This is a genomic window from Siccibacter colletis, assembly GCF_000696575.1.
GTDB lineage: Bacteria > Pseudomonadota > Gammaproteobacteria > Enterobacterales > Enterobacteriaceae > Siccibacter > Siccibacter colletis.
The window spans coordinates 89344-111193 of record NZ_JMSQ01000001.1; the positions used below are offsets into that span (position 1 = coordinate 89344).

18 protein-coding genes are annotated in these 21850 nt (G+C 56.7%); 10 read left to right on the forward strand and 8 right to left on the reverse strand.

The features are described from left to right. Positions 1–158: 158 nt before the first annotated feature. The 3 genes from aceF to pdhR form a co-directional block, all read right to left on the reverse strand. Positions 159–2054: a pyruvate dehydrogenase complex dihydrolipoyllysine-residue acetyltransferase gene (gene aceF / locus ET34_RS0100400; RefSeq protein ID WP_031518526.1), complete on the reverse strand. Its 1896-nt coding sequence runs from the start codon at positions 2052–2054 to the stop codon at positions 159–161. A 14-nt stretch (positions 2055–2068) separates the two neighbouring features. Beyond that, a complete protein-coding gene (aceE, locus tag ET34_RS0100405; protein ID WP_031518528.1) occupies positions 2069–4732 on the reverse strand; it encodes a pyruvate dehydrogenase (acetyl-transferring), homodimeric type in 2664 nt (887 codons plus the stop codon). A gap of 154 nt (positions 4733–4886) precedes the next feature. Then, entirely contained in the window at positions 4887–5651 is a 765-nt protein-coding gene (gene pdhR / locus ET34_RS0100410; protein WP_031518530.1) for a pyruvate dehydrogenase complex transcriptional repressor PdhR, read from the reverse strand. Between the two features lie 540 nt (positions 5652–6191). Between pdhR and aroP the strand changes: the two genes are divergently transcribed. The 3 genes from aroP (at position 6192) to ET34_RS0100425 (ending at position 10113) form a co-directional block, all read left to right on the forward strand. After that, positions 6192–7556: an aromatic amino acid transporter AroP gene (aroP, locus tag ET34_RS0100415; protein WP_031518531.1), complete on the forward strand. Its 1365-nt coding sequence runs from the start codon at positions 6192–6194 to the stop codon at positions 7554–7556. Between the two features lie 194 nt (positions 7557–7750). Further along, a complete protein-coding gene (locus ET34_RS0100420) occupies positions 7751–9160 on the forward strand; it encodes a glycoside-pentoside-hexuronide (GPH):cation symporter (protein WP_031518533.1) in 1410 nt (469 codons plus the stop codon). After that, on the forward strand, positions 9157–10113 hold the full coding sequence (locus tag ET34_RS0100425; RefSeq protein WP_031518535.1) for a glycoside hydrolase family 43 protein: 957 nt from the start codon (positions 9157–9159) through the stop codon (positions 10111–10113). The genes ET34_RS0100420 and ET34_RS0100425 overlap by 4 nt, the downstream gene beginning before the upstream one ends. An 18-nt stretch (positions 10114–10131) precedes the next feature. Here ET34_RS0100425 and ampE read toward each other — a convergent pair whose 3' ends face one another. Beyond that, complete coding sequence (ampE, locus tag ET34_RS0100430) at positions 10132–10986, reverse strand: beta-lactamase regulator AmpE (RefSeq protein ID WP_031518537.1); 855 nt, start codon at positions 10984–10986, stop codon at positions 10132–10134. 9 nt (positions 10987–10995) lie between these two features. Next, entirely contained in the window at positions 10996–11547 is a 552-nt protein-coding gene (gene ampD, locus ET34_RS0100435) for a 1,6-anhydro-N-acetylmuramyl-L-alanine amidase AmpD (protein ID WP_031518538.1), read from the reverse strand. Between the two features lie 87 nt (positions 11548–11634). Between ampD and nadC the strand changes: the two genes are divergently transcribed. The 4 genes from nadC to hofC all read left to right on the forward strand — a co-directional run bounded on the left by nadC (position 11635) and on the right by hofC (position 15722). Next, entirely contained in the window at positions 11635–12525 is an 891-nt protein-coding gene (gene nadC / locus ET34_RS0100440; RefSeq protein ID WP_031518540.1) for a carboxylating nicotinate-nucleotide diphosphorylase, read from the forward strand. A gap of 182 nt (positions 12526–12707) precedes the next feature. Next, positions 12708–13145, forward strand: coding sequence for a prepilin peptidase-dependent pilin (gene ppdD, locus ET34_RS0100445; RefSeq protein ID WP_031518542.1), 438 nt, complete (start codon positions 12708–12710; stop codon positions 13143–13145). Between the two features lie 11 nt (positions 13146–13156). Further along, on the forward strand, positions 13157–14533 hold the full coding sequence (gene gspE, locus ET34_RS0100450; protein ID WP_031518543.1) for a type II secretion system protein GspE: 1377 nt from the start codon (positions 13157–13159) through the stop codon (positions 14531–14533). Next, on the forward strand, positions 14523–15722 hold the full coding sequence (hofC, locus tag ET34_RS0100455; RefSeq protein ID WP_031518545.1) for a protein transport protein HofC: 1200 nt from the start codon (positions 14523–14525) through the stop codon (positions 15720–15722). The genes gspE and hofC overlap by 11 nt, the downstream gene beginning before the upstream one ends. A 45-nt stretch (positions 15723–15767) precedes the next feature. Here hofC and ET34_RS0100460 read toward each other — a convergent pair whose 3' ends face one another. Continuing rightward, positions 15768–16811 (reverse strand): GMP reductase, encoded by a 1044-nt coding sequence (locus ET34_RS0100460; RefSeq protein ID WP_031518546.1) that lies wholly within the window; start codon positions 16809–16811, stop codon positions 15768–15770. A 270-nt stretch (positions 16812–17081) separates the two neighbouring features. On the opposite strand from ET34_RS0100460, the gene coaE reads away from it, so the two are divergent. From coaE to yacG, 3 genes are read left to right on the forward strand one after another with little or no spacing between them, the layout of a single operon-like run. Next, a complete protein-coding gene (coaE, locus tag ET34_RS0100465) occupies positions 17082–17702 on the forward strand; it encodes a dephospho-CoA kinase (RefSeq protein WP_031518548.1) in 621 nt (206 codons plus the stop codon). Beyond that, a complete protein-coding gene (gene zapD, locus ET34_RS0100470; RefSeq protein ID WP_031518550.1) occupies positions 17702–18445 on the forward strand; it encodes a cell division protein ZapD in 744 nt (247 codons plus the stop codon). The genes coaE and zapD overlap by 1 nt, the downstream gene beginning before the upstream one ends. Before the next feature lie 9 nt (positions 18446–18454). Then, the gene (gene yacG, locus ET34_RS0100475; RefSeq protein ID WP_031518552.1) at positions 18455–18649 is read left to right on the forward strand and encodes a DNA gyrase inhibitor YacG; all 195 of its coding nucleotides are present in this window, start codon (positions 18455–18457) and stop codon (positions 18647–18649) included. A gap of 39 nt (positions 18650–18688) precedes the next feature. On the opposite strand, the gene mutT is transcribed toward yacG, so the two are convergent. Beyond that, positions 18689–19087, reverse strand: a complete 399-nt coding sequence (gene mutT / locus ET34_RS0100480; RefSeq protein ID WP_031518553.1) for an 8-oxo-dGTP diphosphatase MutT — start codon at positions 19085–19087, stop codon at positions 18689–18691. 57 nt (positions 19088–19144) lie between these two features. Beyond that, positions 19145–21850, reverse strand: coding sequence for a preprotein translocase subunit SecA (secA, locus tag ET34_RS0100485; RefSeq protein WP_031518555.1), 2706 nt, complete (start codon positions 21848–21850; stop codon positions 19145–19147).

The window sequence follows — 21850 nt, forward strand, 5'->3', positions numbered from 1 at the left end:
CTTCATCCACCGGGACGTTCTATCCGTCCGCATCTTACAAAATTGTTAACAATTTTGAAACAACAAACGGCAAACGAATCCTGTTTTCGCACCTGATAATCCGGCGTTCCGCCAGAAGATTATCAGAAAAAAGCCGGCCGTCGGGCCGGCTTTTTCGCTTACATCACCAGACGGCGAATGTCAGAAAGTGTGTTGTTAATGATGGTGATGAAACGCGCACCATCAGCACCGTCGATCACGCGGTGGTCGAAGGAGAGAGAGATTGGCATCATCAGACGCGGCACAAACTCTTTACCATTCCACACCGGCTCCATTGCAGACTTGGAGACACCGAGGATGGCCACTTCCGGCGCGTTAACAATCGGCGCGAAGTGGGTAGTACCCAGGCCGCCGATGCTGGAGATGGTGAAGCAACCGCCCTGCATTTCGCCAGCGGTCAGCTTACCGTCACGCGCTTTTTTGGAGATGGTCGTCAGCTCGCGAGACAGCTCGGTGATGCTCTTCTTGTTCACGTCTTTGAAGACCGGAACCACCAGACCATTCGGGGTATCTACCGCAACACCGATGTTGATGTATTTCTTCAGCGTCAGCTTCTGGCCATCTTCGGACAGGGAACTGTTGAAGCGCGGCATCTGCTCAAGGGCAGCGGCAACGGCTTTCATGATGAAGACCACCGGCGTGAATTTCACGTCCAGCTTACGTTTCTCAGCTTCGGCGTTCTGCTGTTTACGGAACGCTTCCAGATCGGTGATATCGGTTTTGTCGAAGTGGGTAACGTGCGGGATCATCACCCAGTTACGGCTCAGGTTAGCACCAGAGATTTTCTGGATGCGGCCCAGTTCCACTTCTTCGATTTCGCCGAACTTGCTGAAGTCGACTTTCGGCCACGGCAGCATGCCCGGGATACCGCCGCCGGTGGCAGCAGCAGGCGCAGACTCAGCGCGTTTCACCGCGTCTTTCACATAAGCCTGAACGTCTTCGCGCAGGATGCGGCCTTTACGACCGGTGCCTTTCACTTTCGCCAGGTTTACGCCGAACTCGCGCGCCAGGCGGCGGATCAGCGGGGTTGCGTGAACGTAAGCGTCGTTCTCAGCAAACTCAGATTTGCCTTCCGCTTTCGCCGGGGCAGCAGCCGGTTTCTCAGCTTTCGCCGCCGGAGCCGGGGCAGCAGCTTCCTGCTTAGCCGGAGCCGCAGCTGGTGCCGCGCCTTCCACTTCGAAGACCATGATCAGAGAGCCGGTGGACACTTTGTCGCCGGTGCTGATTTTGATCTCTTTAACGGTACCTGCGAACGGTGCCGGAACTTCCATAGAGGCTTTGTCGCCTTCTACGGTGATCAGTGACTGCTCAGCGGCAACTTTGTCGCCCACTTTGACCATCACTTCGGTAACTTCAACTTCGTCACCGCCGATGTCCGGTACGTTGACGTCTTTCGCGCCAGCCGCGGCTGCCGGGGCGGAAGCCGCCTGCTCGGTAACCTGCGGTTTCGCGTCAGAAGCAGCCGGCGCAGCGCCTTCCACGTCGAAGACCATGATCAGAGAGCCGGTGGACACTTTGTCGCCGGTGCTGATTTTGATCTCTTTAACGGTACCTGCGAACGGTGCCGGAACTTCCATAGAAGCTTTGTCGCCCTCTACGGTGATCAGAGACTGTTCGGCTTCAACTTTGTCGCCAACCTTAACCATGATCTCGGTGACTTCAACTTCGTCGCCGCCGATGTCCGGTACGTTAACGTCTTTTGCTGCCGCGGCTGCAGGTGCTGCTGCCGGAGCGGCTTCTTTCTTCTCTTCTGCCTGAGCAGGTGCAGCGTCAGCTGCACCGTCGGCGGAATCGAAAATCATGATCAGTTTGCCGGTCTCGGTTTTGTCGCCGACAGAGACTTTGATCTCTTTTACGACGCCAGCCTGCGGAGACGGAACTTCCATAGAGGCTTTGTCGCCTTCTACGGTGATCAGCGACTGTTCAGCTTCAACCTTGTCGCCCACTTTTACCAGGATCTCGGTGATCTCTACTTCATCAGACCCGATGTCCGGTACATTGATTTCGATAGCCATTATCTCTTTACCTCTTATGCCAGACGCGGGTTGACTTTATCTGCATCGATATTGAATTTGGTGATGGCTTCCGCTACCACTTTCTTATCGATTTCACCACGTTTAGCCAGTTCGCCCAGCGCTGCTACAACCACGTAAGACGCGTCAACTTCGAAGTGGTGACGCAGGTTTTCGCGGCTGTCAGAGCGACCGAAACCGTCAGTACCCAGTACGCGGTAATCGCTTGCCGGGATGAAGTTACGGATCTGCTCAGCGAACAGTTTCATATAGTCAGTGGAAGCCACTGCCGGTGCGTCGCTCAGAACCTGGGCAACGTACGGTACACGCGGCTCGTCGGCCGGGTGCAGCATGTTCCAGCGCTCACAGTCCTGACCGTCACGGGCCAGTTCGGTGAAGGAGGTAACGCTGAACACGTCAGAGCCCACGCCGTAGTCTTTCGCCAGGATCTGCGCTGCTTCACGTACGTGACGCAGGATAGAACCGGAGCCCAGCAGCTGAACTTTACCTTTGCTACCTTCAACGGTTTCGAGTTTGTAGATACCTTTACGGATACCTTCCTCTGCACCCTGCGGCATAGCCGGCATGTGGTAGTTTTCGTTCAGCGTGGTGATGTAGTAGTAAACGTTCTCTTGTTTCTCACCGTACATACGCTCCAGACCGTCGTGCATGATCACAGCGACTTCGTAGGCGTAAGCCGGGTCGTAAGAGATACAGTTCGGGATAGTCAGAGACTGAATGTGGCTGTGACCATCTTCGTGCTGCAGACCTTCACCGTTCAGGGTGGTACGACCGGAGGTACCGCCGATCAGGAAGCCACGCGCCTGCTGATCGCCCGCTGCCCAGCACAGGTCGCCGATACGCTGGAACCCGAACATGGAGTAGTAGATGTAGAACGGGATCATCGGCAGGTTGTTGGTGCTGTAGGAGGTCGCCGCCGCCAGCCAGGAAGAACCTGCGCCCAGCTCGTTGATGCCTTCCTGCAGGATCTGGCCTTTCTCGTCTTCTTTGTAGTATGCAACCTGCTCACGGTCCTGCGGGGTGTACTGCTGGCCGTTCGGGCTGTAAATACCAATCTGACGGAACAGACCTTCCATACCAAAGGTACGCGCTTCGTCAGCGATGATCGGAACCAGACGATCCTTGATGGACTGGTTTTTCAGCATCACGTTCAGGGCACGCACGAAAGCGATAGTGGTGGAGATCTCTTTGTTCTGCTCTTCCAGCAGGGAGCTGAAGTCAGACAGCGCAGGGAGTTCCAGCTTCTCGGAGAAGTTCGGCTGACGAGACGGCAGGTAGCCGTGCAGCGCCTGACGACGTTCGTGCAGGTATTTGTGCTCTTCGCTGCCTTCCGGGAAGGTGATGTACGGCAGTTTTTCCACGTCAGCATCAGCTACCGGTACGTTGAAACGATCGCGGATGTAGCGTACGCCATCCATGTTCATTTTCTTCACCTGGTGAGCGATGTTCTTACCTTCGGCGGTGTCGCCCATGCCATAACCTTTAACGGTGTGAGCAAGGATAACGGTCGCTTTGCCTTTGGTTTCCTGCGCTTTTTTGAATGCAGCGTAGATTTTCTTCGGATCGTGACCGCCACGGTTCAGCGCCCAGATCTCATCGTCAGACCAGTCAGCAACCAGGGCCGCCGTCTCCGGGTATTTACCGAAGAAGTGCTCACGCACGTAGGCGCCGTTTTTGGATTTGAAGGTCTGGTAGTCACCGTCAACGGTTTCGTTCATCAGCTGAATCAGCTTACCGCTGGTGTCTTTACGCAGCAGCTCGTCCCAACGGGAGCCCCACATCACCTTGATAACGTTCCAGCCAGCACCGGAGAAGATGCCTTCCAGTTCGTTGATGATTTTGCCGTTACCGGTTACCGGGCCGTCCAGACGCTGCAGGTTGCAGTTGATGACGAAGACCAGGTTGTCCAGTTTTTCACGGGTGGCGATGGTGATCGCACCTTTGGATTCCGGCTCGTCCATCTCGCCATCGCCCAGGAACGCGTAAACGGTCTGCGCGGAGGTGTCTTTCAGACCGCGGTGTTCCAGGTACTTCAGGAATTTAGCCTGATAGATAGCGCCGATCGGGCCAAGACCCATAGATACGGTCGGGAACTGCCAGAATTCCGGCATCAGTTTCGGGTGCGGGTAAGAGGACAGACCGTTGCCGTGAACTTCCTGACGGAAGTTGTTCATCTGCTCTTCGGTCAGGCGACCTTCAAGGAAGGCACGCGCGTACACGCCCGGAGAGATGTGGCCCTGGAAGTACACCAGATCGCCGCCATCTTTGTCGTTGCGAGCGCGGAAGAAGTGGTTGAAGCACACTTCGTAGATAGTTGCTGAAGACTGGAAAGATGCCATGTGGCCGCCCAGCTCGAGGTCTTTTTTAGACGCACGCAGCACGGTCATGATGGCGTTCCAACGGATAGCAGAACGAATTCGACGCTCAAGGTCCAGATTGCCAGGGTATTCCGGCTCATCTTCAACGGCAATAGTGTTGACGTAGTTGCCAGCACCTGCACCAGCCGCTACTTTCACGCCGCCTTTGCGGGCTTCTGAAAGTAACTGATCGATCAGATACTGAGCGCGCTCAACACCTTCTTCACGGATTACCGATTCGATCGCCTGTAGCCAGTCGCGAGTTTCGATCGGATCCACGTCATTGTGTAAACGTTCTGACATGGGGGTATTCCTTATCTATCTAATACGTTGATTTATCTGGAACCTGTCCCATTGCGTTCTGACGACCAAAACGCAATAAGACAGGTTCTGGGTTTAGTTGCCGCGCATGATGGCGCTTATGGTACAAATCTTCCGGTAAGACACCGGAAAAATACTAATTCTTGCGTTGCTCAAACCGGCGCAGCGAGCGTTCACGACGGCTCTGCTCACGACTGCGGTCCAGCAAAATCTCTTCAATGAACGCCAGGTGACGGTGCGATGCCTCACGCGCCTGCTCCGGCTCCCGCGCCATGATCGCCTCGAAAATACGGGTGCGATGGCTGCTTACCATCGGCAGCATTTCCCGGCGAGCGTAGAGCAGTTCAAAGTTCTGTCTGACATTCTGCGCCAGCATGGGTTCCATACAGCGTAGTAAATGCAGCAGCACGACATTGTGTGCCGCTTCGGTGACAGCAATTTGATATTGCACTACGGCATCTGACTCAGCGTCCAGGTCCCCGGACTCCTGCGCCCGTTCAATCGCCTGATGCAGTTCGCGGATGCGCTCCCGATCTTCTTCGGTGCTGCGCAGCGCGGCATAGTAGGCGGCAATGCCTTCCAGCGCATGGCGCGTCTCAAGCAAATCAAACTGGGATTCGGGATGGTCTGACAGGAGTTCTACCAGCGGATCGCTGAAGCTCTGCCACAGCGTGTTCTGGACAAAGGTACCGCCGCCCTGGCGACGAAGCAGCAAACCCTTTGCTTCAAGGCGTTGGATCGCCTCGCGCAGTGAGGGACGGGAAACGTCGAATTGCTTTGCAAGTTCGCGTTCAGGTGGGAGTTTTTCGCCGGGGCGCAGTGTCCCCTCAAGAATCAGAAACTCCAGCTGCTGCTCAATCACATCAGATAGTTTAGGTTGGCGGATTTTGCTGTAGGCCATTGTTCCCTGTCTCTGCCATCGCCCGGAGTAAATTGGTCATACCAATTTTATCTTCATGACGCTAAAGTAACAAAGTATTCACCTTCTGTCTATCGTGGTTTGATTGAAATCAGGAAACCATACACATTTTAACAACATTCCAGAAATGGCGTTTCAAATATGTAACCTTGCACAAAAACGCCCTTTACTCACAAAGAAGTAATTTTAACTTTCCTGAAACGCCACGCCTCTCATCCTGAACCGTTTCATCAGTTTAAAATATGCATATAAATGCATGCGCATTGCGTAAATTGAAACCCGTCAGGGGTAGAAGGCGTAAGCGAAGCGATTTACAAATGGTTTCTTTTTATTCACCTCGTCACTTCCCTTCACAAAGCAGGTGCATTCGCTGGCGCTTATCACTATTCTTGCCGGGACGGTAGACTTCGACCCAAAATTCCGAATCATTAACCGTAAACATATAATTACACGGTCCGGATTTTGCTATGTACAGTGTAATCACCTGGGCACAGACGTTTTAACCACACACGAGGTTTAAAGATGGAAGGACAACAGCACGGCGATACGCTGAAGCGCGGCCTTAAAAACCGCCATATTCAGCTCATCGCGCTGGGGGGAGCTATCGGAACAGGGCTGTTTCTGGGCAGCGCCTCCGTTATCCAGTCCGCAGGTCCGGGGATTATCCTCGGCTACGCTATTGCTGGTTTTATCGCGTTTTTAATCATGCGCCAGCTCGGTGAAATGGTGGTCGAGGAGCCGGTAGCCGGTTCATTCAGCCACTTCGCCTACAAATACTGGGGCGGCTTTGCCGGTTTCGCCTCTGGCTGGAACTACTGGGTGCTTTACGTGCTGGTGGCGATGGCGGAACTGACCGCCGTCGGGAAGTATATTCAGTTCTGGTGGCCGGAAATCCCGACCTGGGCCTCCGCCGCAGTGTTCTTCGTGCTGATCAACGCCATCAACCTGACCAACGTGAAAGTGTTTGGTGAGATGGAGTTCTGGTTCGCCATTATTAAGGTGGTGGCGGTTATCGCCATGATCCTGTTCGGCGCCTGGCTGCTGTTCAGCGACAGCGCTGGCCCGCAGGCCACGGTTCGTAACCTCTGGGAACAGGGCGGCTTCCTGCCGCACGGGATGACCGGTCTGGTGATGATGATGGCGATCATCATGTTCTCCTTCGGTGGCCTTGAGCTGGTGGGGATCACCGCAGCAGAAGCGGATAACCCGGAAACCAGCATCCCGAAAGCCACCAACCAGGTTATCTACCGCATCCTGATTTTCTATGTTGGCTCGCTGGCGGTGCTGCTTTCCCTGATGCCGTGGACGCGTGTCACCGCCGACACCAGCCCGTTCGTACTGATCTTCCACGAACTGGGCGATGCGCTGGTCGCTAACGCGCTTAACGTGGTGATCCTGACCGCAGCGCTGTCGGTCTATAACAGCTGCGTGTACTGCAACAGCCGTATGCTGTTTGGTCTGGCCCAGCAGGGCAATGCGCCAAAATCACTGCTGAAAGTCGACAAGCGCGGCGTTCCGGTGGGCACGATTCTGGTCTCTGCCATCACGACCGCACTGTGCGTGCTGATCAACTACCTGATGCCGGGCGAAGCCTTTGGCCTGCTGATGGCGCTGGTGGTATCTGCTCTGGTGATTAACTGGGCCATGATCAGCCTTGCGCACATCAAGTTCCGCCGCAGGAAAGATCAGCAGGGCGTGAAAACGCGCTTCCCTGCCCTGCTCTATCCGCTCGGGAACTACGTCTGCCTGCTGTTTATGGCAGCGATTCTGGTGATCATGGCCATCACGCCGGGTATGGCGATTTCGGTATGGCTGATCCCGGTGTGGGTGCTAATCCTCGGCATCGGCTACTGGATTAAAACTCAACGCAGCGGCAAAACCGCCTGACGCCTCGCTCCCTGCTACCGGATGCCATCCGGGGCGGGGAGCATTTTTTTGCCGTACCGCTGCGCCGTAGTGTTATCTCTCTCACATTTTCCCCGCCACGACACGATTATCCATCTCTGCGCCTCTTTACTGCTGCGCAAAAAATCATAAGCACACCAATAATTTGCTCCATATCTCATGCAGGAGACATGGCGATGCAAAACGCAAAATTATCCATAAAAGAAAAAATTGGCTACGGAATGGGTGATGCCGGGTGCAACATCATCTTCGGTGCCATCATGCTGTTTGTTAACTATTTCTATACCGACATCTTTGGCCTCAGCCCGGCGCTGGTCGGGATTATGCTGCTCTCCATTCGCGTTGTGGACGCCATTATCGACCCGATTATGGGCGCCATTGCCGACCGCACCCACAGTAAATGGGGGCGATTTCGTCCATGGCTGCTGTGGGTCGCTTTTCCCTATGCGCTGTTCAGCGTGCTGATGTTTACCACGCCCGAATGGAGCTACAACAGTAAAGTCATTTACGCGTTCGTCACCTATTTCCTGATGTCGGTGGCCTATACCGCCATCAACATTCCTTACTGCTCGCTGGGCAGCGTGATCACCAACGATCCGCACGAGCGCGTCGCCTGCCAGTCATACCGCTTTGTGATGGTGGGTATCGCCACCCTGCTGCTGTCCCTCACGCTGCTGCCGATGGCGGACTGGTTCGGCGGTGACAATAAAGCGAAAGGCTATCAGATGGCGATGGGCGTGCTGGCGCTGGTCGGCATGTGCATGTTCCTGTTCTGCTTCGCCACCGTGCGCGAGCGTATCCGCCCGGCCGTGCCGAGCAACGACGATCTGAAAGCCGATATGAAGGACATCTGGAAAAACGATCAGTGGGTGCGCATTCTGCTGCTGACGCTGTGCAATGTCTGCCCCGGTTTTATCCGCATGGCCGCGACAATGTACTACGTCACCTGGGTGATGCAGCAGAGCACCAGCTTCGCCACGCTGTTTATCAGCCTCGGCGTGGTGGGCATGATGATCGGCAGTATGCTGGCGAAGGTGCTGACCGATCGCTGGTGCAAACTGAAAGTATTCTTCTGGACCAACATCGTGCTGGCGATCTTCTCCGGCGGTTTTTACTTCGTCGACCCGAGCGCCACCACGCTGGTGGTGGTGTTGTACTTCCTGCTGAACGTGGTGCACCAGATCCCGTCTCCGCTGCACTGGTCGCTGATGGCCGATGTGGATGACTACGGCGAGTGGAAAACCGGCAAGCGCATCACCGGCATCAGTTTCTCCGGCAACATTTTCTTCCTGAAAGTCGGGCTGGCAGTGGCGGGCGCGATGGTGGGCTTCCTGCTCTCATGGTATGGCTACGACGCCAGTGCGAAGCAGCAAAGCGCCACCGCGGTGAATGGCATTATGATGCTGTTCACGATTATTCCGGCGGTGGGCTATTTGATTACGGCGGGCGTAGTGCGCCTGCTGAAAGTGGACCGCGAACTGATGAAACAGATCCAGGCTGACCTCGAGAAACGCCGCGTTAACTACCGTGAACTGAATGACTACCAGCGTCTGGACGCTGCCGACGCAGTAAGGAAACCGCTATGAATACTTCCCCCTGGCCGAACCCGTTTATTGAGCAGCGCGCCGACCCGTTTATTCTGCGCCACGACGAGCACTACTATTTTATTGCCTCGGTGCCGGAATACGACCGGCTGGAGATCCGCCGTGCCGCCACGCTGGAAGGGTTGCGTGACGCCGCGCCGGTTGTGGTGTGGCGCAAGCCGGACAACGGGCCGATGAGCGAACTGATCTGGGCACCGGAACTGCACTATATCGACGGCGCGTGGTACATCTATTACGCCGCCGCGCACACCAAAGCACTGGATGAACTCAACATGTTCCAGCACCGCATGTTCGTGCTGGCGTGTGAAGATGCCGATCCGCTCACCGGCCGCTGGGTGGAAAAGGGGCAGCTTGTCACACCGTTCGATACTTTCTGTCTGGATGCCACCACTTTCGTGCATCAGGGGAAACGCTGGTATCTCTGGGCGCAGAAAGCGCCGGACATCCCCGGCAACTCCAATATCTATCTGGCGGAAATGGAAAACCCGTGGACGCTGAAAAGCGCACCGGTGATGCTCAGCAAGCCGGAGTATGAGTGGGAATGCAGAGGGTTTCTGGTGAACGAAGGTCCGGCGGTGCTCACCCACGGCGAACGGCTGTTTATCAGCTACTCTGCCAGCGCAACGGATGAGAATTACTGCATGGGGCTACTGTGGATCGACATGGTCGCCGACCCAACAAAACCGGAGAACTGGCATAAAGCGCCGCAGCCGGTATTTACCACCAGCTATGAGAACCGCCAGTACGGACCGGGGCACAACAGCTTTACGAAAACGCCCGACGGACAGGATGTGCTGGTGTATCACGCGCGAAACTATACGGAGATAGAAGGCGACCCGCTCTACGATCCAAATCGCCACACCCGCCTGAAGCTGATTAGCTGGGATGCCGACGGCATGCCGGTATTTGGCATCCCGCCTGCGGATCATTCATAAAACATGGCGCACGCTGGGTTACACCAGCGTGCCGTATATCGTCAGCAGCGCCACCACCACCACAATCACCAGGGTGGCTTTCTTCGCCATCGACACCGCGGCCTTCGGCGTTTTCACCTTATCGTGATGTGGTTCCTGCGCCAGCGAGAACTGTGCCAGCTGGGTGAGGACGTGATACTGTGAAGTATGGCGGTCGGCCAGCGACGCAAACCACGCCGGCAGCGCTTTCTCACCGTGCCCGATCAGCGCGTAGGCCACGCCCACCAGCCGCACCGGCACCCAGTCCACCACGTGCAGCACGCCATCAATCCCGGAGCGTAAACGCTCAACCGGCGTGTGATGACGCGCCAGCCACGTCTGCCAGGCCCGCAGGAACGCGTAACCAGCCACCAGTACCGGACCGGCCTCGCCGCCGACCACAAACCAGAACAGCGGCGCCAGGTAAAAGCGATAGTTAATCCACAGCAGGGCATTCTGTAGCTCGCGCAGATATTCGCGCTCGCTGCACTCAGGCGGCACGCCATGCACCAGGGTCAGTTCGGCTGCCATGAGATCGCGCGCGTGGGCATCATCGCGGCTCGCGGCTTTCAGATAAGCGTGATAGTGCAGGCGTACTACCCCGGCACCAATGCAGAGCAGACCGATAAGGATCCACACCACCAGCAGCGGCACGTTGAAAAACAGCCCTTCAAGCGCCTCCAGCAGCAGCCAGACGATGAGCATCACCGCAGCGGTCATTGCCAGCGTGGCGATGAGGGAGAAGCGCGTCACGCGACGGAATACCACCTCAAGGCGATGATCCAGTTGCCAGTGCTCCCCAAGCTTAAACAGCCGCTCAATGATTAACACCAGCAACAAGGTAAACAACGTCATGTTCTCTCCTTAATCCTGCAGCGCGGCGACCAGCGCGCGAAAGCGATCCCAGTCAAACGCCGGGCCGGGGTCGGTTTTTCGTTGCGGGGCGATATCGCTGTGCCCCGTCAGATGTTCTGTCAGCTCAGGGTAAACCTGACCGAGCGTGCGGGTGATGGCCGCCAGCTGCTGATACTGTGCATCGGTATAAGCGAGGGTATCGGTGCCCTCAAGCTCAATGCCGATGGAGAAATCATTACAGCGTTCGCGCCCCTGATAGCAAGAGACGCCGGCGTGCCAGGCACGTTTCGTAAAAGGAACATACTGCACAATTTCGCCGTCGCGCCGGATAAGGCAGTGCGCCGAGACGCGCAGATGCACAATTTCAGCGAAGAAGGGATCGGCGCCAGCATCCAGCGTGCCGGTAAACAGCGCATCGATCCACGGCCCGCCAAACTGACCCGGCGGCAGGCTGATATTATGGACCACCAGCAGTGATGGCTGCTCGCCATCCGGGCGGTCATCGAAATGGGGGGAAGGTACTTTTCTTACGCCCACCAGCCAGCCATCGTTCAGCTGCATGAGGGGTGTCTCCTTTGTATGGTACTTAATCTCGCTTCAGAGTAGCATGTTTCAATCTTTTGATTCGCCACCATTTTGGAGTTTCTCATGCCACCTCGCCGCTATAATCCGGACCAACGTCGCGACGCGCTGCTTGAGCGTATCGCGCTCGATATTCCCCAGACCGTTTCTCAGGCACTACGCGAAGACTTAGGCGGCGAGCCGGATGCGAATAACGACATTACTGCGCAACTGTTACCGGCAGATAACCGCTCGCACGCCGTCGTCATTACCCGCGAAAACGGCGTATTCTGCGGCAAACGCTGGGTCGAAGAAGTGTTTATTCAGCTCGGCAACGCCGTCACCGTGACGTGGCACGTCAACGATGGCGACAGCGTCGCGGCGGACCAGGCGCTGTTTGAACTCGATGGCCCCTCCCGCGTGCTGCTTACCGGCGAGCGTACCGCGCTCAACTTTGTCCAGACGCTCTCCGGCGTCGCCACTGCGGTTAAAAGCTACGTCGATCTGCTGGCAGGAACCCACACCCAACTGCTGGACACCCGTAAAACCCTGCCCGGTCTACGTACCGCGCTGAAGTACGCGGTGCTGTGCGGCGGCGGCAGCAACCACCGTCTCGGGCTGTCTGACGCGTTTCTGATCAAAGAGAACCACATCATCGCCTCCGGCTCGATTCGCCAGGCGGTTGAGAAAGCGTTCTGGCTGCATCCTGAGGTGCCGGTTGAGGTGGAAGTGGAATCCCTCGACGAACTGCAGCAGGCGCTGAACGCCGGGGCAGACATCATCATGCTCGACAACTTCGAAACCGACCAGATGCGCGAAGCGGTCAGACTCACCGCGGGCAAGGCGCGGCTGGAAGTCTCCGGCAACGTCACCAAAGAAACTCTGCGCGAATTTGCCCTCACCGGCGTCGATTTCATCTCCGTCGGGGCGCTGACCAAACACGTTCAGGCGCTCGACCTCTCTATGCGCTTTCGCTGAGTTTTCCACAGAGCACGCTCCGGCGTGCTCTGCTGTTTTGCGACCCTCACCGCAGTGCAAATTCAATACGCTGCAATAACCTGAAATTTTGCTGATAGCGCCTCCACAATTGCTGTTTTGCCGCTCGCTGCACGATGCTGCCTTTGTCAGAGTGACCACACCCTAAACACAAGGAGTGGATCATGAACAAACAGCAAGGCTTTACCTTAATTGAACTGATGGTGGTGATTGCCATCATCGCCATCCTGAGCGCCGTCGGCATTCCGGCTTACCAGAACTACCTGCGCAAAGCAGCCCTGACGGATGTGCTGCAAACCTTCCTGCCCTATCGCACCGCAGTAGAACTTTGCGCTATCGATCGTGGCGGCGTGGCGAGCTGCGATGCGGGTACTAACGGTATACCGGGCGTGCGTACCAGCCGCTATGTCTCCGCGATGACGCTGGGCAAAGGCGTGGTGACTATGACCGGAAAATCCAGCCTCAATGGTCTGACCGTGGCGCTGACGCCGGTGTGGAGCGATGCGAAAGGGATTGAAGGCTGGAACCGCGTCTGTACCGTCACTGGCGACAGCGCGCTGCAGCAGGCCTGTGAAGATGTGTTCCGCTTCAGCGTGGAATAACGGAGGCGGACATGACACATCAGCATATCGCCGCCCTGTGCAAACGTTTCGGCGCTCACCTGATTAACGTCACTGATACGGCTATTCACGTAGCCGTTGTTGAACACCCCGCTCAGGAACTGCTGGATGCGCTGCGTTTCTCCACTCAGAAACAGGTCGATATTGAGTGCTGGAGCGCCGAGCGTATGGAGAAGCAGCAGCGCCCCCAGGAAGCGGCCCCGCTTCAGGAAGAAGGGATACAGGTGGTGGACTGGGTAAACCAGACCCTGAACGAAGCGCTGGCGCGCCGGGCCTCGGATATACACTTCGAGCCGGGTGAGGAGCGCTATCAGGTTCGTCTGCGCATTGATGGGGTGCTGCATCCGGCAGCTGTGGCACCCGCCAGGCTGGCAAGTACCATCACCGCCCGATTAAAAGTGCTGGGTAACCTCGATATTGCCGAACGGCGCGTGCCGCAGGACGGGCAATTCAGCATCATGCTGGGAGAACAGAAAGTCTCTTTTCGCATCTCCACCCTTCCCTGCCGGCACGGAGAGAAAGTGGTGCTGCGCCTGCAACATCAGGGCAAACAACATATCGATGCAGAGGCGCTCGGCATGAGCGCTTCACAGCTCGGGCTTTTTCGTCACACGCTTACGCAACCGCAGGGGCTGGTGCTGGTCACCGGCCCAACGGGCAGCGGTAAAACCATGACGCTGTACAGCGCACTGGGCGAGCGCAACCAGCCAAATGTGAATATCTGCAGCGTGGAAGACCCGATTGAGCTGCCGCTTCACGGGCTGAACCAGACGCAGATCCATCCCAAAGCCGGGCTGACGTTTCAGGCTATTCTGCGCGCCCTGCTGCGTCAGGATCCCGATATCATCATGGTGGGTGAGATCCGCGATGGCGAAACGGCGGAAATCGCCATCAATGCTGCCCAGACGGGCCATTTGGTGCTCTCCACCCTGCATACCAACTCCACCACCGAGACGCTGGTGAGGCTCGAGCAGATGGGCGTGGCGCGCTGGATGCTGGCCTCAGCCCTGAAGCTGGTGGTGGCTCAGCGCCTGGTCCGGCGGCTGTGTCCTCACTGTCGCAGCCTGAACCCGGAGCCGGTGCTGCTGGCGAAATCGACATGGCCGCGGCCGCTTCCGGACTGGAAAGAGAACGGCTGCGAACGGTGTTACGCTGGCTTTTATGGTCGCATTGCCCTCTTTGAAATGCTGCACATTACCCCGGAACTGAGCCGTCAGATTGTTGCTGGCGCATCAGCAAGCGAGATTGAAACGCTGGCGCATCAGCAGGGCATGAAGAGCCTGTTCGATCATGGCCTGCGCGCTGTTGAGAAGGGCCGTACCACGCTGGATGAAGTCTATCGGGTACTGGGGATGCCCCATGACGAGTAAACAGCTGTGGCACTGGGAAGGCATCACCAGCCAGGGCGCGCGTGAGAATGGCTTCTGCTGGGCGCAAAGCCGCGCGAATGCCATGCTGGCGTTACAGAGCGAAGGCATTTCCCTGCTCACTCTGCGCCCTCGTTCGATACGGAAACGTTACTGGCATATCGAGTATGTTATTCAGTTTGCTCGCCAGCTTGCCACGCTGCTTCAGGCAGGGGTAACCCTGGCCGACGGGTTGATGCTGATAGCGCAGCAGCATCCGGTACCGCAGTGGCGTGCACTGCTCATGCATCTGACGCAACAGATCCTGCACGGCCAGCCGCTGTCACAGGCGTTGCAGCAGTGGCCAGCTGTGTTTCCCCCACTGTTCTGCGCGCTTATCGAAACCGGCGAGCTGACCGGCAAACTGGAGGAGTGCTGCCTGCATCTTGCTGCGCAACAGGAAGAGCAGTGGATACTGAAAAAGAAAGTGGTAAAAGCGCTGCGTTATCCGGGTTTCGTTGTCGCCGTCGCTATCGTGGTGACGCTGGGGATGCTGGGCTTTGTACTCCCTGAGTTCGCAGCCATTTATCAGACGTTCAATACGCCTCTCCCGGCGCTGACGCGGGGGGTCATTGCGCTCTCTGAGTGGCTGGAAAGCGGCTGGCGATACGGTATAGCGACAGGCATTGCCGTTATCATTATCGGGCGATTTTTACGCCGCAATGCGCACTGCCATCAGCTAAGCCAGCGGCTGCTGCTGCGAATGCCCCTTGCCGGAGAACTGGTGCGCGGCCAGCGCCTGAGCCAGATCTACACTGTGCTGACGCTCACCCAGCAGGCCGGTATTCCTTTGCTCAATGGTCTGGGCTGCGCCAGTAAAACTCTCCCGGCCCAGTACTGGCATCAGGCGCTGGATCGGCTCAGAGAACGGGTAGCGGAGGGTGAGCCACTGTGGCGGGCTATGGAGCAGGAAATGGTATTCAGCCCGTGGTGCGTTCCCCTGATCCGCACCGGAGAATCGACGGGAGCGCTGGATGTCATGCTGCAGCGGCTGGCGGCTATCCATACCGGGCGCACCCGGGAGCGGGCCGACAACCTGGCTGCGTCGCTCGAACCCATTATTATGGTGGTGATGGGTGTCATCATCGGCACGCTGGTAGTGGCAATGTATTTACCCATTTTCCACCTTGGCGATGCCATGAGCGCGGGATAAAAAAGGCATCCCGAAGGATGCCTTATTCTGAAGAAGAACGCGTACTCAGAGTGAGTTAAATACGCGGTTTTCCTGCTCCTGCACGCGGATAAAGGTAGTGCGTTTGGTCAGCTCTTTCAGACGCTCTGCGCCCACGTAGGTGCAGGCAGAACGCAGGCCGCCAAGGATGTCGCGCGCGGTGTTTTCAACCGGGCCACGCAGCGGCAGCTTCACGGTCTTGCCTTCGGCCGCGCGATATTGCGCTACGCCGCCCACATGGCGATTCATGGCCGACTCTGAACTCATGCCGTAGAACAGCATGAATTTTTCGCCGTTCTCTTCCACCACCGTGCCGCCACTCTCTTCGTGGCCAGCCAGCATGCCGCCCAGCATCACGAAATCAGCGCCGCCACCGAAGGCTTTGGCTACATCGCCCGGCACGGCGCAACCGCCGTCACTGACGATCTGACCGCCCAGACCATGCGCTGCATCAGCGCATTCGATAACCGCGGAAAGCTGCGGGTAGCCCACGCCGGTTTTTACGCGCGTGGTGCAGACCGAGCCCGGGCCGATGCCGACTTTCACCATGTCTGCCCCGGAGAGGATCAGCTCTTCGCACATTTCCCCGGTGACCACGTTGCCGGCGCAGATAACTTTATCCGGCCAGGCTTCACGTGCTTTGCTGACGAACTGGACGAAGTGTTCTGAATAGCCGTTGGCGACGTCAATGCAGATGAATTTCAGGTTCGCGGACAGCGCCAGAATCTCTTTGGTTTTCGCGAAGTCGGTATCCGAAGTGCCGGTGGAGACCATAACGTGGCGCAGCACGCTTTCCGGAACGCTGTTAACGAAGCCAGACCAGTCCTGAACGCTGTAGTGCTTATGCACGGCGGTAAGAATATCGAAGCCAGCTAACGCCTTCGCCATTGCGAACGTTCCCACCGTATCCATGTTAGCTGCGATAACGGGTACGCCAGACCAGGTAATACCAGAGTGTTTGAATGTGAATTGACGCTCAAGTTCGACGTCAGAGCGGCTTTTAAGCGTGGAGCGTTTAGGGCGGATAAGAACGTCTTTGAAACCTAACTTCAGATCTTCTTCAATACGCATGAGCGAATTCCTGGGTTAATGGCGATGAACGCATAAATAAAAGCGGCGGTGCAACTGCCAACTCCAGTGACGTTATCATACGCACTAATAATGGTGCCGCAAGACTGCGAAAACCTTCTTTTTTACGCTACAATCCCGAAAATTTACCTGAAAAATGGCTTTTTGAACGGCGAGGCGAAAAAGGCCCGTCAGACAGCGAGCCAGCGTTGGGTATCACGGGCAACGTAGTGTGGATTCAGAGCCGCGTTACGACAACTCAGGATCGTTTTTATGGGTTATACGGTAGCGTTGACAGGTGGCGTAGGCAGCGGCAAAAGCACGGTGGCCAGCGCCTTTGCACAACTTGGCGTAACAATTATCGACGCTGATATTATTGCCCGTCAGGTGGTGGAACCCGGAACGCCTGCACTGTCAGCCATCATTGCCCGCTATGGTCAGACTATTTGCCTGCCCGACGGCACCCTGAACCGCCGCGCGCTGCGCGAAAAAATCTTTGCCAGCGCCGATGAAAAAGCGTGGCTTAACGCCCTGCTACACCCTCTTATCGGGCAACAAACCCGTCTTGAAATGGCCCGGGCAACCTCCCCCTATGTGCTCTGGGTTGTCCCGTTGCTGGTTGAAAACCAGTTATACAAAAATGCGGATCGCGTACTGGTCGTTGACGTCACGCCCGAAATCCAACTGCAGCGCACGATGCTGCGCGACAACGTGACGCGTGAACTCGCTGAAAAGATGCTGGCGGCCCAGGTCTCTCGCGCCACTCGGCTGGCGGTAGCGGATGACGTGATCGATAATAACGGCGCACCAGACGCGATTGTTTCAGATGTTGCCCGCCTGCATCAGCGTTATCTTGCGCTGGCTGCCGAGGCCGAACAACAGGAATATGAGTAATGCATACCCACGTTCTTTATGAATATCCTTTGAATGAAAAGATGCGTACCTGGCTGCGCATTGAGTTCTTACTCAACCAGCTCAACGCTCAGCTCCCGTTAAGCGACCACGCCACCGCACTGCATTTTTTCCGCAACGCAGGCGACCTGCTGGACCTGTTTGAGCGCGGCGATGTGCGTTCGGAGCTGGTTAAAGAGCTGGATCGGCAGCAGCGGAAACTACAGGCATGGGTTGAAGTACCGGGCGTCGATCAGGAGATGATCGTGACGCTGCGCCAGAAGCTTAAAGCGAGCAGCAGCGTGCTGTTGGCCGCGCCGCGCATGGGGCAGCAGTTGCGCGAGGACAAGCTGATTGCTCTGGTCCGCCAGCGCCTGAGTATTCCCGGCGGCTGTTGCAGCTTCGATCTCCCCGGACTGCAGCTGTGGCTCCACCTGCCGCAGGAGAAGCGCGACGCGCAGGTCAGCGCCTGGCTCCACAGCCTGGAACCGCTTGAGCATTCGCTGCGGCTGGTGCTGGATCTGGTGCGCAACTCGTCTGCGCTGCGCAAGCAGACCAGCCTGAATGGTTTTTATCAGGATAATGCCGAAGATACCGATCTACTGCGCCTGCAACTTAATCTGGCGGATGAGCTTTATCCGCAGATTTCAGGCCATAAAAGCCGGTTCGCGATTCGCTTCCTGCCGCTCGACAGTGAAAAAGGCAGCGTGCCTGAGCGTCTCGATTTCGAACTGGCCTGCTGTTAAGGAGAAAGAATGAGTGATATTACCCGCGTCGACTGCCCAACCTGCGGCCAGAGCGTCGTCTGGAATGAAAGTAGCCCGTACCGTCCGTTTTGTTCGAAACGCTGCCAGCTGATTGACCTTGGCGAGTGGGCGGATGAAGAGAAACGCATCCCCAGCAGCGGCGATCTGAACGATAGCGACGACTGGAGCGAACAGCAGCACTAAGGCTACTCATCGTAGTATGGCCGCCAGCAGGCGGCCTTTTTATTGCCCGGCGCTTGCCAGCAAACGCGCGATAACCGGCGCATTCGCGGGTGGGAACGCATCGCTGTCGAGCGCCGCCTGGGCGACCCAGCGTCCTGCCTGCCCCTCTTTGCCCCACGGCGTTCCTTCCCAGTCTTCAACCATAAAGAACCAGAAGGCGATGTGGCGATCGTCGAAGGTATGCTCCAGCGTCTGGAATAGTTCATAACGGGTCGCGGTAATACCCACTTCCTCCTGAAGTTCGCGCACTAAAGCCTGCTCTGGGGTTTCGCCCCTTTCTATCTTGCCGCCGGGAAACTCAGATTTCCCCGCCATATGCCCGTCGGCGGCACGCTGGGTAATAAAGATGTCGCCGGTGCTGTTACGGATGATCCCGGCGGCAATACGGATATTTTTCATAGTCGTCAGCCCATAAAAAAGGCGCAGTCTCCTGCGCCTTTGCTGTTATCGGATGCCTTAGCTCAGGCGGCCGTGGCACTGTTTGTATTTTTTACCGGAACCGCACGGGCACGGATCGTTGCGCCCGACTTTACGCTCGCCGTTCTGCGCGGCCAGCGCTTCGGCAGCTTCGGTTTCGTCGTCGCTGTGGCTAAGCTGCTGCATCTGTGCCAGACGCTCCGCTTCTTCACGGCGCTGCTGCTCCATCGCTTCAACTTCTTCCGGCATGCGCACCTGGACTTTGCACAGGGTGCTGATCACTTCATATTTCAGCGATTCCAGCATAGCGGCGAACATGGAGAAGGATTCACGCTTGTACTCCTGCTTCGGATCTTTTTGCGCATAACCACGCAGGTGGATGCCCTGACGCAGGTAGTCCATTGCTGCCAGGTGCTCTTTCCACAGGGAGTCCAGCGTCTGGAGCATTACACCTTTTTCGAAGTGGCGCATCATATCGATACCCACAACCTCTTCCTTACGCTTGTAAACTTCAATCGCGTTTTCGAGGATGCGTTCGCGCAGTGTCTCTTCATGCAGATCCGGCTCTTTGTCCAGCCACTCGGTCAGCGGCAGTTCAAGATCGAAATCGTTTTTCAGACGCTCTTCCAGGCCCGGGATATCCCACATTTCTTCAAGGGACTGCGGCGGAATATGCGCATCGATGGTGGTTTTGAACACGTCTTCACGGATGCTGTTGATCGTTTCGCTGATGTCAGACACGTCCAGCAGTTCGTTACGCTGGGTGTAGATCGCACGACGCTGATCGTTGGCAACGTCATCGTATTCCAGCAGCTGCTTACGAATATCGAAGTTGCGGCTTTCCACTTTACGCTGCGCGTTAGCGATCGCTTTGGTCACCCACGGATGCTCAATCGCCTCACCCGGCTTCATTCCAAGCTTGCGCATCATGCCGGAAACGCGATCGGAGGCGAAGATACGCATCAGGGCATCTTCCATAGAGAGGTAGAAGCGCGAGGAACCGGCATCACCCTGACGACCGGAACGGCCGCGCAGCTGGTTATCGATACGACGTGATTCGTGACGCTCGGTGCCGATGATATGCAGACCGCCAGAGGCCAGCACCGCGTCGTGACGCACCTGCCAGTCAGCTTTGATCTGAGCAATCTGTTCCGGAGTCGGGTCAACCAGCTCAGCAACTTCAGCCTGCCAGCTGCCGCCCAGCACGATATCGGTACCACGACCGGCCATGTTGGTGGCAATGGTCACGGCCGACGGATAACCGGCCTGGGCCACGATGCCCGCTTCGTTGGCGTGGAATTTGGCGTTCAGCACGTTGTGCTTGATGCCCGCTTTGGTGAGCTCGTTCGAAACCACTTCGGATTTCTCAATGGAGATGGTCCCCACCAGCACCGGCTGGCCGTTAGCGGTACGCTCTTTGATGTCTTCGATGATCGCGGCGATCTTATCCAGCTCGGTCATATAGACCAGATCCGGCATATCTTTACGGATCATCGGACGGTTGGTCGGCACCACGATGGTATCGAGTTTATAGATGGAGCTGAATTCAAACGCTTCTGTGTCGGCGGTACCGGTCATCCCCGCCAGTTTTTCGTACAGGCGGAAATAGTTCTGGAAGGTGATGGATGCCAGCGTCTGGTTTTCGTTTTGAATATCAACGCCTTCTTTAGCTTCAACCGCCTGGTGCAGACCATCTGACCAGCGACGGCCCTGCATGGTACGCCCGGTATGTTCATCAACGATGATGACTTCGCCATCTTTAACGATGTAGTCAACGTCGCGGGTAAACAGCGCATGGGCACGCAGTGCGGCGGTTACGTGGTGCATCAGCATAATGTTGGTCGGAGAGTAGAGCGACTCGCCCTCTTCCATAATGCCTTCTTTCACCAGCAGCTCTTCAATCAGTACCAGGCCGCGTTCGGTCAGCGTGACCTGACGCGCTTTCTCATCCACGGAGAAGTGGCCTTCGCCCTGGAAGGTGTCGGAGTCGTCTTTTTCCTGACGAATCAGGTTCGGGATGATCTTATTAACTTTCTTGTACAGCTCGGAGCTGTCTTCTGCCGGACCGGAGATGATAAGCGGGGTTCGGGCTTCATCGATCAGGATGGAGTCCACCTCATCCACCAGCGCGTAATGGAGTTTACGCTGTACGCGCTCTTCCGGGCTGAACGCCATGTTGTCGCGCAGGTAGTCAAAACCGTATTCGTTGTTGGTGCCGTAGGTGATGTCTGCAGCGTAAGCTTCACGCTTCGCCGGCGCAGGCATGCCTGGCAGGTTGATGCCGACGCTCAGGCCGAGGAATTCAAACAGCGGACGGTTGTTTTCAGCATCACGCTGCGCCAGATAATCGTTCACGGTAACAACGTGAACGCCTTTGCCGCTCAGGGCATTCAGGTATGCCGGCAGGGTTGCGGTCAGCGTTTTACCTTCACCGGTACGCATCTCGGCGATGCAGCGATCGTTCAGCACCATACCGCCCAGCAACTGGACATCAAAGTGACGCATGCCGAACACGCGTTTACTCGCTTCGCGCACCACGGCAAAAGCTTCAGGGATCAGGTTTTCCAGCTCCTCTCCCTTCTCTAAACGCGCACGAAACTCGCCCGTTTTTGCTTTCAGCTCATCATCAGAGAGCTTTTCCATGGCAGGTTCCATGGCGTTAATCTGGGCCACCACTTTGCGCATACGGCGCAGGGTGCGTTCGTTACGGCTACCGAAAACTTTAGTTAATAACTTGATTAGCAT